This window comes from Mesorhizobium sp. dw_380 (genome assembly GCF_018588885.1).
Taxonomy (GTDB): domain Bacteria; phylum Pseudomonadota; class Alphaproteobacteria; order Rhizobiales; family Rhizobiaceae; genus Mesorhizobium.
The window spans coordinates 113,029-126,232 of record NZ_JAFFIW010000016.1; the positions used below are offsets into that span (position 1 = coordinate 113,029).

14 protein-coding genes are annotated in these 13,204 nt (G+C 63.7%); 10 read left to right on the forward strand and 4 right to left on the reverse strand.

All coding sequences use genetic code 11. The annotated features are described in order from the left end of the window. The first annotated feature begins 1 nt into the window (after nt 1). A complete protein-coding gene (gene cobO, locus JT360_RS17650) occupies nt 2-616 on the forward strand; it encodes a cob(I)yrinic acid a,c-diamide adenosyltransferase (protein WP_214472938.1) in 615 nt (204 codons plus the stop codon). Between the two features lie 38 nt (nt 617-654). On the opposite strand, the gene cbiB is transcribed toward cobO, so the two are convergent. Next, complete coding sequence (gene cbiB / locus JT360_RS17655; protein ID WP_214472940.1) at nt 655-1,626, reverse strand: adenosylcobinamide-phosphate synthase CbiB; 972 nt, start codon at nt 1,624-1,626, stop codon at nt 655-657. Here cbiB and cobD point away from each other — a divergent pair. Next, on the forward strand, nt 1,625-2,671 hold the full coding sequence (gene cobD / locus JT360_RS17660) for a threonine-phosphate decarboxylase CobD (RefSeq protein ID WP_214472941.1): 1,047 nt from the start codon (nt 1,625-1,627) through the stop codon (nt 2,669-2,671). The two genes, cbiB and cobD, sit on opposite strands and share 2 nt — an antisense overlap. Then, entirely contained in the window at nt 2,671-3,180 is a 510-nt protein-coding gene (locus tag JT360_RS17665; RefSeq protein ID WP_214472966.1) for a tyrosine phosphatase family protein, read from the forward strand. Before cobD ends, JT360_RS17665 begins: the two co-directional genes overlap by 1 nt. Here JT360_RS17665 and JT360_RS17670 read toward each other — a convergent pair whose 3' ends face one another. Both JT360_RS17670 and JT360_RS17675 read right to left on the reverse strand, forming a co-directional pair. Next, nucleotides 3,181-3,984: a creatininase family protein gene (locus JT360_RS17670; protein WP_214472942.1), complete on the reverse strand. Its 804-nt coding sequence runs from the start codon at nt 3,982-3,984 to the stop codon at nt 3,181-3,183. Nucleotides 3,985-4,039: 55 nt separating this feature from the next. Further along, complete coding sequence (locus tag JT360_RS17675; protein WP_214472944.1) at nt 4,040-4,423, reverse strand: RidA family protein; 384 nt, start codon at nt 4,421-4,423, stop codon at nt 4,040-4,042. A gap of 266 nt (nt 4,424-4,689) precedes the next feature. On the opposite strand from JT360_RS17675, the gene JT360_RS17680 reads away from it, so the two are divergent. The 7 genes from JT360_RS17680 (at nt 4,690) to JT360_RS17710 (ending at nt 11,442) form a co-directional block, all read left to right on the forward strand. Then, nucleotides 4,690-5,694, forward strand: a complete 1,005-nt coding sequence (locus JT360_RS17680; RefSeq protein WP_214472946.1) for an ABC transporter substrate-binding protein — start codon at nt 4,690-4,692, stop codon at nt 5,692-5,694. 13 nt (nt 5,695-5,707) lie between these two features. Then, entirely contained in the window at nt 5,708-6,532 is an 825-nt protein-coding gene (locus JT360_RS17685; RefSeq protein ID WP_214472947.1) for an ABC transporter ATP-binding protein, read from the forward strand. Then, complete coding sequence (locus JT360_RS17690) at nt 6,519-7,364, forward strand: ABC transporter permease (RefSeq protein ID WP_214472952.1); 846 nt, start codon at nt 6,519-6,521, stop codon at nt 7,362-7,364. The genes JT360_RS17685 and JT360_RS17690 overlap by 14 nt, the downstream gene beginning before the upstream one ends. Before the next feature lie 2 nt (nt 7,365-7,366). Continuing rightward, a complete protein-coding gene (locus JT360_RS17695; protein WP_214472955.1) occupies nt 7,367-8,668 on the forward strand; it encodes a cytosine deaminase in 1,302 nt (433 codons plus the stop codon). Next, nucleotides 8,668-10,071, forward strand: a complete 1,404-nt coding sequence (locus tag JT360_RS17700; protein ID WP_214472967.1) for an FAD-binding oxidoreductase — start codon at nt 8,668-8,670, stop codon at nt 10,069-10,071. Before JT360_RS17695 ends, JT360_RS17700 begins: the two co-directional genes overlap by 1 nt. 202 nt (nt 10,072-10,273) lie before the next feature. Then, nucleotides 10,274-10,855, forward strand: coding sequence for an NAD(P)H-dependent oxidoreductase (locus JT360_RS17705; protein WP_214472956.1), 582 nt, complete (start codon nt 10,274-10,276; stop codon nt 10,853-10,855). Further along, nucleotides 10,855-11,442 (forward strand): NAD(P)H-dependent oxidoreductase, encoded by a 588-nt coding sequence (locus JT360_RS17710; protein ID WP_214472957.1) that lies wholly within the window; start codon nt 10,855-10,857, stop codon nt 11,440-11,442. The genes JT360_RS17705 and JT360_RS17710 overlap by 1 nt, the downstream gene beginning before the upstream one ends. Before the next feature lie 144 nt (nt 11,443-11,586). On the opposite strand, the gene JT360_RS17715 is transcribed toward JT360_RS17710, so the two are convergent. Next, nucleotides 11,587-13,204: GcvT family protein (locus JT360_RS17715; RefSeq protein WP_214472958.1), on the reverse strand; the 1,618-nt coding region annotated here is incomplete at its 5' end.

Genomic DNA, 13,204 nt, shown 5'->3' on the forward strand with positions numbered 1-13,204 from the left:
GATGACCGAGATCGACGGCAAGAACGAAGAACGCCATCGCGCCAAGATGGCCAAGCGCAAGGCGGTTCAAGACGCCGAGGTGGCAAGCAAGACGGTTGAGAAAGGCCTTCTGATCGTCAACACCGGCCCAGGCAAGGGCAAGACGACAGCCGCTTTCGGTTTGGCGCTGCGCATGCTCGGCTATGGCAAGCGCGTCGGCGTCGTCCAGTTCATCAAGGGCAAATGGCACACCGGCGAGAAGGATGCGTTTGCTGCCTTTGGCGATCGCGTCGTCTGGCACGCAATGGGTGAAGGCTTCACCTGGGAGACCCAGGATTTGAAGCGCGACATCGCCGCGGCCGAGGCTGCCTGGGCCAAGGCGCTCGAACTGATGGCCGACCCATCGATCAGCCTTGTCGTGCTTGACGAACTCAATATCGCGCTGCGCTACGACTATCTTGATCTCGACAGAGTGGTTGGCGCGCTGAAGGCTCGTCGCGAGGGTCTGCATGTCGTCGTCACCGGCCGCAACGCCAAGCCGGCGCTGGTCGAGGCGGCCGATCTGGTCACCGAGATGGGCGTGACCAAGCACCATTTCTCGGCCGGCGTGAAAGCGCAGCAGGGGATCGAGTTCTAAGAGCCTACCCTCCCCACAAGGGGGAGGGTGAGGAACGTTCACGCCAGAACGACGACCACCGAAATCACCCCGAACAAGCCGATCAGCAGATAATCGGCGACGCGGTAGAGTTTCAGCGCCCGCCTGATGTCGAGACTATCGGCTTCGCGGCGGCCGCCTTCGCCCATGAAGACGTCGTCGACCAGCACGCCGCCATAGCTGCGCGGTCCGGCGAGGGCCAGGCCGAGCGCGCCGGCCATCGCCGCTTCCGGCCAGCCGGCATTGGGCGAGCGGTGTTTTTTCGCGTCGCGCCGCACTGCTTGCCAGCCATTGTGCGGGTCGGCTCCCTTGACCAGGAAAGCCGCCAGCACGATCAGCAGTGCGGTCAGCCGCGACGCCGGCAGGTTGATCCAGTCGTCGAAGCGCGCCGCCGCCCAGCCGAAAGCTTCATGGCGCGGGGTGCGGTGGCCGATCATCGAATCGGCGGTGTTGACGGCCTTGTAGGCGGCGCCGCCGGCGAGCCCGCCGACGCCCGTCCAGAAGGCTGGGGCGACGATGCCGTCGGAAAAATTCTCGGCCAGGCTCTCGATTGCGGCGCGGCAGACAGCGGCCCTGTCCAGCGTTTCGGGGTCGCGGCCGACGATGCGCGAGACGGCGACGCGGCCCATGGCGAGGCCGCCTGAGTCGAGCGCGTCGGCCACGGCCTCGACATGCTCGTAAAGGCTCTTCTGCGACAGGAACGATGTTGCCAGAAGGGCGGCGATGATCAGCCCCAGGGGAACGAACCAGAGGAGAAGGATCTGTAGACAGAGACCGATCACCGTCGGCACCAGCACGATGACCAAAAGCGCCTGGACACCCCGCTGGCGACGCAGCGCGTCGGGATCAGTGGCGTGGTTGAGCCTCAAATCGAGAAAGGATATCAGCCTGCCAAACCAGGTCACGGGATGGCCGATGGCGCGAAACAGCCAGTCGGGGTAACCGAGGGCGAATTCGACGGCCAGTGACAGGAAAGCGATAAGGACTGACATGAAGCTTCTTGAAGGAGCGGTGGACCATGGTGGAAGTCTTGGCCGGGCGAGGGCGCTTTTCCCCGACGCCCCGCTGCCTTTCGTCGACCTCTCGACCGGCATCAATCCGCACTCCTATCCGCTTTTCGACCTGCCCGCCACCTCGCTGTCGCGATTGCCGGAAGCCGGGCGGGCTCGTGAGCTGACAGAGATCGCGGCCAGAACCTATGGTGCGCCGTCGTCCGCCAACGTCGTCGCGGCGCCCGGCACGCAGATCCTGCTGCCGTGCGTGGCATCGCTTGCAAGGCCCGGCAAGGTATTGGTGCTGGGGCCGACCTATGCCGAACACGCGCGGGCGGCAGCGATCGCCGGGCATGCCGTGAGCGAAGTCAATGATTTCGCCGCGCTGGTCGAAGCCGATCTTGCCATCATCGTCAACCCGAACAACCCGGATGGCCGCATCATTGAGCGCGACCGGTTGCTGGCGCTGGCCGCAAAACTGCGTGCCAAGGGCGGGCTGCTGGTCGTCGACGAGGCGTTCATGGATGTCAGCCCGCGCGAGCACAGCCTCGCCGGTGATGTCGGGCAGGGCGGCATCGTGGTGCTGCGCTCGTTCGGCAAGTTCTTTGGTCTGGCCGGGGTGCGGCTTGGATTCGCGCTTTCCGATACGCCGACGATCGAACGTCTGGAGGCGCAATTCGGCCCATGGGCTGTCGCTGGTCCGGCGCTGGAATACGGCATTCGCGCGCTTGCCGATATCCGCTGGCAGGACGACATGCGGGCGTCGCTGGCGAATGCTTCGGTGCGGCTTGATGCCCTGTTCGGCCGCTTCGGCGTGCCGGTCGCGGGCGGCACAGCATTGTTCCGCTATCTCAGCTTGCCGGATGCCGCCTGCCTGTTTTCAGCACTTGGCGAGGGCGGCATCCTGCTTCGCCACTTCGCCGACCGGCCGGCTGTCTTGCGCGCCGGCCTGCCGGGGAGCGAGAATGAGTGGAAGCGGCTCGAATCCGCTCTTGCCGGCTGGGCTTCGCGGCGCGACGATGGCACCAGGGAGATGGCGCGATGATGATCCATGTCTGCTCACTGGCGAAGGTCGAGGAAACGGTGGCCAGGACCGGTGCCGACCGCATGCTGTCGCTGCTCGCCGCCGGAACCGAGGTGGCGCGCCCGGCCTCGATATCGAGCGAAAACCACCTGCACCTGGTCATGCACGACATCACGGTGGCACAGGAGGGCATGACCATGCCGGGCGAGGAGCACGTCCGTAACCTGCTCGACTTCGGGCGCCGGTGGGACCTGATAAGGCCGATGGTCGTGCATTGCTATGCCGGCATCAGCCGCTCGACCGCCTCCGCCTATATCATCGCCGCCGCGCTGGCGCCGAAACGCGACGAGCTTGAGTTGGCTCAAACGCTGCGCGCACTGTCACCCTCGGCGACACCCAATCCGCGGCTGATTGCCGTGGCCGACGCGCTGCTTGACCGCAACGGCCGCATGATCGAAGCAATCGAATCGATCGGGCGCGGTGCGGATGCCTTTGAAGGCACGCCCTTTGCCCTCAAAGTCGATATCTAGCTACTTCAGCCAATCGGCGAGCTTTGCCTTGCGCACATCCCGCAGCAGGCTGATGAAGCCATCAGCTTGATGTTCCGCGGTCAGCCGGCCTTTCTCCGATGTCGCGATGCTGGCGTCGCCGACTACCCCGTTCGGATTGAGATCCCCAGCGATCCAGGCGAAAGCATGGGTGCCGGTGTGGCGCAGCAGCGAAAATTCCTTCTCGGCCTTGGCGACGTTGGAAACGAAATTGTCGGCCTTGCCCATGTCGACGAGATCCGGTCGGAAATGCAGCATCAGCGACGTCTCGACATCGCCGCCATGGATGCCGTGACGGTCCTCGAGTTCGGTGTACATGCCGGCCGGGCGGCCAAAGCGCTGCCAGCTTGTCTTCACCGCCAGCATCCTTTCGCGCACGCGCAATTCGCGCGTGATGATGCCCATGATCTCCTCATTGCCGCCATGCGAGTTGACGACGATCAGCTTGCGCACCCCGGCGCGCGCGATCGACAGGCCAAGCTCGGTCCAGGCCTCGATCAGCGTCGTTGCCGGCAAAGTGAGCGTGCCCGGCGCGTGCAGGTGCTCGTTCGACTTGCCGACCGCCTGGACCGGCAGGATGCGGATGTCGAGATCGTCGGGCAGGCGCGAAATGACCGTGTCGAGCATGCCGGTCATGATCGAAGTGTCGGTCGAGACCGGCAGATGCGGCCCGTGCTGCTCGATCGCGGCCACCGGCAGCACGGCAATCGTCGCCTCCGGGTCGATCGAAGCATATTCGGTTGTCCGGTAGTCACCCCACCAGACGCGTTTTTTGCCAACAGTCATGCCATGCCTCTCTGATGGATAAGCCAGACGTAGCGCGACAAAGGATGTCTGTCGATCACCCGGCCGCGATCGCCTCGACCTCGACCTTGAATTCGGGCCGGGCAAAGCCCGACACGATCATCAGCGTCGAGGCCGGCGCCGGGCTCGAAAACAGCCGGTCGCGGACATCCATATAGGGCCGCAGATGCGCGCGGTCGGTGACGTAGGCGTTGATGCGTACGATGTCCTGGAGCCCCAAGCCGGCCTCGCCAAGGATCGCGGCGATGTTGCGGAAGCAGAGCTCGGCCTGGGCGCCGGCGCCTTCGGGAATCTGGTCGTCCGCCGTGATGGCGACCTGGCCCGAGCACAACACCAGCCGCTTGCCGGCCGGCACCTCGACACCGTGGCTATAGCGAGCAAAGGGCGGCTTGATCGACTTGGGGGTGAGGAACTTGAACATGGCAATCTCCTGGATACCGTCAGCCTAAGGCGGGATGCGTTACGGCTTCAAGATGGCGGTGCATGTTGCAGGTGCGATTGTGGACAGGCGTTCAAAAAATAGGCACGATGCCTCCGGTGCAGCACGACCTTTCCGGCTTTCGCAGATGGCTGTGGTGCAGGCGGGCGGGTCCCGGCGCGAGGCGCCGGTGGCATGTGTCTTGCTTCTTAAATCTTTGGTGTCGAGCCTGGCGCGTGGCGTGCCGGAGCAAACAAAGGGTGGTGTCGATGTACGCAAAACAGAAGATCTCGGTGGCGGTGGTGGCCTTGCTTGCTGCCAGCACGCTCGGGGCCGCGGCGAATGAAAAAGTCACCTTCGGCACCAATTGGTTGGCCGAGCCGGAACATGGCGGCTATTACCAGGCCGTGGCGGACGGCACCTATGCCGCCTGCGGCCTCGACGTCACCATCATGCAGGGCGGCCCGCAGGTCAGCGGCCGGCCGATGCTGCTGGCCGGCAAGATCGATTTCTACATGGGCGGCAATCTGCTGTCGGCCTTCGATGCCGTCCAGCAAGGCATTCCGATGCGCGTGGTGGCAGCCGATTTCCAGAAGGACCCCCAGGTCATCATGTCCCATCCCGGCGAGGGGCTGGACAAGTGGGAGGATTTGAAGAACGCAGAGCAGTACATATTGGGCGATGAGGGTGCGCAGACCTTCTTCCAGTGGATGGTCATCGAGCTCGGCTTCGACGCCGCCAAGCGCGCGCCCTACACCTACAACACCGCTCCGTTCCTGGCCAACAAGAAGTCGATCCAGCAGGGCTACGTCACTTCCGAGCCGTTCGCGGTCAAAAAGGAAGGCGGCTTCGTGCCGAACCAGTTCCTGCTCGCCGACTATGGCTGGGATACCTATTCGACGACAATCGAGGTGATGCAGGACACGATCGACAAGAAGCCGGAGGTGGTCCAGTGCTTCGTCGACGGCTCGGCAAAGGGCTGGTACAAATATCTCTACGGCGACAACAAGGCCGCCAACGACATGATCAAGAAAGACAATCCTGACATGAGCGACGAGCAGATCGCCTTCTCGATCGACCAGATGAAGAAGTTCGGTCTGGCCGATTCCGGCGATACCGAGAAGCTCGGCGTCGGCGCGATGACCGACGCGCGGATCAAGAGTTTTTACGACAAGATGGTCAAGGCCAAGGTTACGCCCGCGGGCATCGACATCACGAAGGCCTACACGCTGGCCTTCGTCAACAAGGGCGTCGGGCTCGAGCTGAAGAAATAGGCCGGTCCCAGCGATGATAAGGGAAAAGGTGGCGCAAGCGCCGGCCTTGGACGTCGCTCCGACCTTGCTGGCGCTGCGCGGCGTCGGCAAGGTCTTTTCCAATGGCGTGACGGCGTTGAGCGATGTCGACCTGACGATCCGGGAGGGCGATTTCCTCAGTCTGCTCGGGCCGTCCGGCTGCGGCAAGTCGACGGCGCTGCGGCTGATCGCCGGCCTGTCGACGCCGACATCCGGCGTGCTCGACTGGCGCGGCGGCGGTTCGCTCGACCGCGCCAACATCGGCTTCGTCTTCCAGGAGCCGACCCTGCTGCCCTGGGCCAGTGTTTTCGACAATGTCTGGCTGCCGCTGCGGCTAAAAGGCATTTCCCGCGCCAAGGCGGCACCGGCGATAACGGAGATGCTGGCGCGGGTGCACCTGACCGGCTTCGAGCACGCGGTGCCGCGCGAGCTTTCGGGCGGCATGAAGATGCGCGTCTCGATCGCGCGGGCCATGGTGACCAAGCCGCGCGTGCTTTTGATGGACGAGCCGTTCGCCGCGCTCGACGAGATCACACGCTTCAAGCTCAACGACGATCTGCTGGAATTGTGGCAGGACGAACGCTTCACCGTCGTCTTCGTCACCCACAGCGTCTTTGAGAGCGTGTTCCTTTCCAACCGCGTCGTCGTCATGGCGGCGCGGCCGGGAAGGGTGTTCGATGAACTCGCCATCAAGGCCTCCTATCCGCGCGACGAGGCTTTTCGCACCTCGCCGGACTACGCGGCGCTGTGCCGGCAGGCCTCCGACGTGCTGGTCAACGCCATCAATTCAACAGCAGGCGCGCATCATGACGGCCATTGACGAGCTCAAGCTCGACCCCGAGGAAGCGCGCCGAGTGCGCCAGGAGCGGTTCGAGCGGATCGGCCGCTGGGTTCTGCCCTTGGCGATCATGATCCTGGCGATCTGGCTGTGGGACCGCATCTGCGTCTGGAACGCTATCCCGCAATACATCCTGCCGCGCCCCGGCGTGGTGCTGTCCACGCTCTACAACGATGCCGGTCTGCTGTTTTCCGCGCTGCTGGTCACCTTGCGCATCACCTTCCTCAGCCTCGTTCTGGCGGTAATAGGCGGTGTCGGGCTTGCGGTGCTGTTCGCGCAATCGAAATGGGTGGAAATGTCGTTCTTCCCGTTCGCCATCGTGCTGCAGGTGACGCCGATCGTGGCGATCTTTCCGCTGATCAACATCTATGTCGACAACCAGACGACCAAGCTTCTGCTCTGCGCCTGGATCGTCGCCTTCTTTCCGATCCTGTCCAACACGACGCTCGGCCTCAACTCCGTCGACCGCAATCTGCGCGACCTGTTCAAGCTCAACGGCGCGACGCGCTGGCAGCAGCTGCGGTACCTGCGGCTACCGGCGGCGATGCCGTATTTCCTCGGCGGATTGAAGATCGCCGGCGGCCTGTCGCTGATCGGCGCCGTGGTGGCCGAGTTCGTCGCCGGTACCACCGGACAGTCGTCGGGCCTCGCCTCGCGCATCATCGAGGCCGGCTACCGGCTCAACGCGCCGCGGCTGTTCGCGGCACTGTTCCTGATCTCACTGACCGGCATCCTGATCTTCCTCGTGCTGTCGCTGATTTCGCATCTTATTTTGCGGCGCTGGCACGAAAGCGCGCTGAAGCAGGAGCGGTAGCCTTGATACCAGCCGCCAGCTCTTACCACCTTGCCAACGCGCGTGTTCATCAATCCATCACGCAAGATCTTTCCGCGACCTTCGATGCTGACGGGTTCGCGCTCGCCGACATTGCTATTGCCGACGGCAAGATTTCCAGCATCGCCGCACATGGCGGATCGAAGGCACCCGCCGATGCCATCGATCTTGGCGGCCGCATAATCCTGCCGTGCTTCGTCGACTGCCACACGCATATCGACAAGGGCCACATCTGGCCGCGAAAACCCAATCCCGATGGCAGTTTCATGGGCGCGTTGAACGCCACCGGCGCCGACCGCGCTCTGCGCTGGAGTGCCGAGGATGTGGCGCGGCGCATGGATTTCTCGCTGCGCTCGGCCTACGCGCATGGCACCAGGGCGCTGCGCACCCATATCGACAGCGTCGCTCCGCAGGAGGAAATCTCCTGGCCGGTGTTCGAGGCGATGCGCGAGACATGGCGCGGCCGCATCGAATTGCAGGGCGCCTGCCTGCTCGGCATCGAGGGCGTGCGCGACAAAAAATGGTTCGACCGGCTGGCGAAAAGGGTTGCCGCGGCCAAGGGCGTGCTCGGCGTCGTCACCTATATGGTGCCGGACCTGGAAGAACTGCTCGACCAGGTCTTCGCGCAAGCGATCAAGCATGGCCTCGATCTCGATTTCCACGCCGACGAGACCGACGATGTTTCCGCGATATCGCTGAAGAAGATTGCCGAGGCCGCACTCTGGAACGGCTTCGAGGGCAAGATCCTTGTCGGCCATTGCTGCTCGCTGGCGCGGCAGCCCGATCTCGAGGTGCTCGACACGCTGGACAAGGTGGCGAAGGCCGGACTGGCGGTGGTGTCGCTGCCGATGTGCAATCTCTATCTGCAGGATCGGCGCGGCGACGCCGTCACGCCGCGCTGGCGAGGCGTGACGCTACTGCATGAGATGAAGGCGAGGGGCATTCCGGTCGCGGTCGCGTCCGACAACACGCGCGATCCCTTCTATGCCTATGGCGATCTCGACATGCTGGAGGTCTACCGCATGGCGACGCGCATCCTGCATTTCGATCATCCGGTCGCGGACTGGCCGCGGACGGTCACCGCGACGCCGGCCAAGGTGATGCGGCTCGACGGCTTCGGCACGCTTGCCGCCGGCGGTGATGCCGACTTCATTCTGTTCAAAGGTCGGAGCTGGACGGAATTGCTGTCGCGGCCCGAATCGGATCGCATTGTCGTGCGCGCCGGGCGGGCGATCGACCGGCAATTGCCCGATTATGCCGAACTCGACGGGCTGATGGTGGAATGATGGATATCGCCGCGCTGAAACGCGATCTCGACGGGATAAAACTCGACGACAATCCGGCGATCGTCCAACAGAAGAGCCGCGACTTCTACTGGTACAGCCCGGTGCTGAAACAGCAGCTCGACCATGTCACCGGCGACCTGATCGTGACGCCGAAGACCGAAGCCGACGTGATGCGCGTTCTCGCCGCGTGCCATCGGCATGGCATTCCGGTGACGCCGCGCGGCAGCGGCACAGGCAATTACGGCCAGGCGATGCCGCTGTCTGGCGGCGTGGTGCTCAACCTTGCCGAGATGAACGAGATCAAGTCGATCGCGCCGGGGCGCGTGGTGACGGGACCGGGCGCGGTCCTGGCCGACATCGACAGGGCAACGCGGGCGCATTCCGGCCAGGAATTGCGGCTCTCGCCCTCCACCTACAACACCGCTTCGATCGGCGGCTTCATCGCCGGCGGTTCGGGCGGTGTCGGCTCGATCAATTTCGGCGGATTGCGCGATTTCGGCAATGTGCTGCGTCTGCGCGTGGTGACCATGGAAGCCGAGCCGAAGGCGCTCGAACTCACCGGCGAGGATTTGCACAAGGTGACCCACGCCTATGGTACCAACGGCATCATCACCGAAGTCGAGATGCCGCTGACCGCGGCCTATGAGTGGGTCGATGTCATCGTCGGCTTCGACAAGTTCATGGACGCGGCGCGCTATGGCAATGCGCTGGCGTGCCAGGACGGCATCCTGACCAAGCTGATCACGCCGATCGCGGCACCCGTGCCGCAGCTCTATTTCAAGCGCCACCAGAAGTTTTTCAGGGAAGGGCAAAGCATCTGCGTCGTCATGGTGGCGCAGCATGGGCTGGATGCTTTCCTCGCCTTCACCCGCCGGGCGGGCGGGGAGGTGATCTTCAACGCCACCACAGCGACGCTGGAGGAGAAAAAAGGTCTGCCGCCGGCCTATGAGCTGGCCTGGAACCACACGACACTCAGGGCATTGCGGGTTGATCCCGACATCACCTATCTGCAGTCGCTCTATCCCTTTCCCAACCAGCTGGCGCTGGTCGAGAAGATGGATGCGATGTTTCCGGGCGAAGTGTTCTCGCATCTCGAATTCGTGCGGCTGGACGGCAACATCACCTGTTTTGGCCTGCCGCTGGTGAAGTTCACCACCGAGGCGCGGCTCGACGAGATCATCCGTCTGCATGAGGAGAATGGCTGCCCGATCTTCAACCCGCATCGCTACACGCTGGAAGAGGGCGGCATGAAGCAGACGGACGCGGTGCAGCTCGCGTTCAAGCGCGAGACCGATCCGCAAGGCCTGCTCAATCCCGGCAAGATGATCGCCTGGGAAAACCCGGATTATGACTACCGTTCTGGCCGGACTTTTTTGTTCAAGGGACTGCAGAGGACGGGATGAAAGGTTTGCGCTTGAACGCCCCCCTCTGTCCTGCCGGACATCTCCCCCTCAAGGGGGGAGATCGACAATTTCAACGCGTCGCAAACCTTGCAGCGCTGGTGTTTGGCGAAAACAGTAGTGACGGCCAATCTCCCCCCTTGAGGGGGAGATGCCCGGCAGGGCAGAGGGGGGTGCCTCGCGGCGACCTCCGGGATAGTCCGCTGTGAACATCCTCGTCCTCTACGCCCATCCGGTCGAGACCAGCTTCAATGCCGGCCTGCACCGGGTGATCGTCGAGCGGCTGACGACGGCCGGCCATGCGGTCGATGATTGCGACCTCTACACCGAGAATTTCGATCCGAGGCTGACTCACCAGGAGAGGCTGGACTATCACAACCAGCGTGGCTCGGCGGACCCGGCGGCGCCGTATGTCGAGCGCCTGGTGCGGGCCGATGCGCTGGTGCTTTCCTATCCGGTCTGGAACTACGGCTTCCCGGCGATCCTGAAGGGCTTCTTCGATCGCGTCTTCCTGCCCGGCGTGTCGTTCAAGCTGGTCGACGGCAAGGTGCAGCCGTCGCTGCACAACATCCGCAAGGTCGCGGCCGTCACCACCTATGGCGGCAGCCGGTTCCGCGCCATGCTGATGGGCGATCCGCCGCGCAAACTGATCAAGCGCATGCTGCGCGCCACTGTAAAGCCGGGCGCGCCGGTGACCTATCTCGCGCACTACGCGATGAACCTGTCGACTGACCAAACGCGGAAGTCCTTCATGACGAAGGTTGCGGCGAGCATGGATGCGTTCTGATGCGGGTCCTCGTGGTCTACTGCCATCCGGTGCCGGAGAGTTTTTGTGCCGCCATTCGCGACACTGCCATTGAGGTGCTGACGCGACGAGGCTGGCAGGTGCGGCTGCTCGACCTCTACGCCGAGAACTTCAATCCGGTGATGGGCTGCGACGAGCGGCGCAGCTACAATGACCAGGCGCCGCGAGACCCAGCGCTGAAGCCGCATTTCGAGCTGCTCAGCTGGGCCGAGGCGATCCTGTTCGTCTATCCGACGTGGTGGTACGGGCTGCCGGCGATGCTGAAGGGCTGGCTCGACCGGGTCTGGGCGACGGACGTCGCCTTCAAGCTGCCGGCGGGCAAGGGGCGGATCAGATCGCTGATGCGGCATGTGACCAAGGTCGGCGTCATCACCACCTGCGGCGCGCCGACCTGGTGGAGCGTCGTCGTCGGCCAGCCCGGACGCAAAACCCTGCTGCGCGGCATGCGCGCGCTGTGCGCGACGCGCTGCCGGACATTTTTCCTGGCGCATTATCTGATGGATTCATCGACGCCGGCAACGAGAGCGGCGTTTCTGGGGAAGGTGAGAGCGAAGCTGGAGCGGTTTTGAGCAATTAGCGTCCTTCTCCCCGTTCACGGGGAGAAGATGGCGGCAGCCAGATGAGGGGCGGCGCGAACCTTCGAGTGCTGGCGCTGCCCCTCATCCGGCCCTTCGGGCCACCTTCTCCCCGTGAACAGGGCGAAGGAAGAAGCGCTACATCCTCGTCCGCTCGGCCTTGGGGTCATACATCGGCTTCAGAGATGCCTCCGCCGCGAAACGCTCGCCGGCGATTTCGATCTCGTAGGATGAGGCCAGCACATCCGCCTCGGTCTCGCCCTGGCTGGGCACGTAGCCCAGCCCGACCGCGCCGCCGAGATGGTGGCCGTAATTGCCTGAGGTGATCGGGCCGACGATCTTGCCATCGCGCAGGATCGCTTCGTTGTGGAAGAGCAGAGGCTGCGGGTCCTTCAGGCGGAACTGGACCAGCCGGCGGTTCAATCCGGCTTCCTTTTTCTTCAGCACGGCGTCGCGACCAATGAAGTCGCCCTTTGCCGTTTTCACGGCAAAACCGAGGCCGGCTTCCAGCACATTGTCCTCATCGGTGATGTCATGGCCGAAATGGCGGAAAGCCTTTTCGATGCGGCAGGAATCCAGCGTGTGCAGGCCGCAGAGTTTCAGGCCGACATCGGCGCCGGCCTCCTCGATCGCCTCGAAGACATGGGCGGCCTGGTCGGTCGAGACATAGAGCTCCCAGCCGAGCTCGCCGACATAGGTGACGCGGTGGGCGCGGGCGAGGCCCATGCCGATCTCGATCTCCTGGAATGTCCCGAACGGATTTTTCTCGTTGGAGAAATCGTTCGGGCTGATTTTCTGGATCAGTTTTCGCGCATCCGGGCCCATCACGCAGAGCACGCTTTCGGCTGCGGTCACATCCGTGATGACAACGAATTCGTCGGCCAGATGCTTGCGCAGCCAGGCGAGGTCGCGCTGCAGCGTGGCGCCAGGCACGACGAGGAAGTAGGCGGTTTCCGACAGCCTGGACACGGTGAGGTCGCTTTCGATGCCGCCGCGCTGGTTGAGCATCTGCGTGTAGGCGATCTTGCCGGGCGCCACGTCCATGTCGTTGGCGCAGAGCCTTTGCAGGAACGCGCAGGCGTCGCGGCCTTCGACTCGGATCTTGCCGAACGAGGTCATGTCGAACAGGCCTACCTTGTTGCGGACCGCCAGATGTTCCTCGCGCTGGTTGTCGAACCAGTTTTGCCGCTTCCAGGAATAGCGGTATTCGCGCTCTTGTCCCTCACGGGCGAACCAGTTGGCCCGCTCCCAGCCGGCGACTTCGCCGAAGACGGCGCCGCGCGCCTTCAGATGCTCGTGCAAGGGCGAGCGCCTGATGTTGCGCGATGTCGCCATCTGGCGATAGGGGAAATGGTCGGCATAGAGCAGGCCGAGTGTTTCCGAAACGCGCTCCTTGAGATAGCGACGGTTCTTCTGGAACGGCTGGGCGCGGCGGATGTCGACTTCCCACAGGTCGAAGGGCGCTTCGCCATCATTGATCCACTGCGCCAATGCCATGCCGGCGCCGCCGGAGGACACGATGCCGATCGAATTGTAGCCGGTCGCCATCCAATAGCCAGACAGTTCCGGCGCTTCGCCGAGATAGTAGCGGTCATCGGGCGTGAAACTCTCGGGGCCGTTGAAGAAGGTATGGATGCCGGCGGTGGCCAGCATCGGCATGCGGTTGACGCCCATTTCGAGGATCGGTTCGAAATGATCCATATCCTCAGGCAGCTGGTCGAAGCAGAAATCCTCGCGGATGCCGTCCATGCCCCAG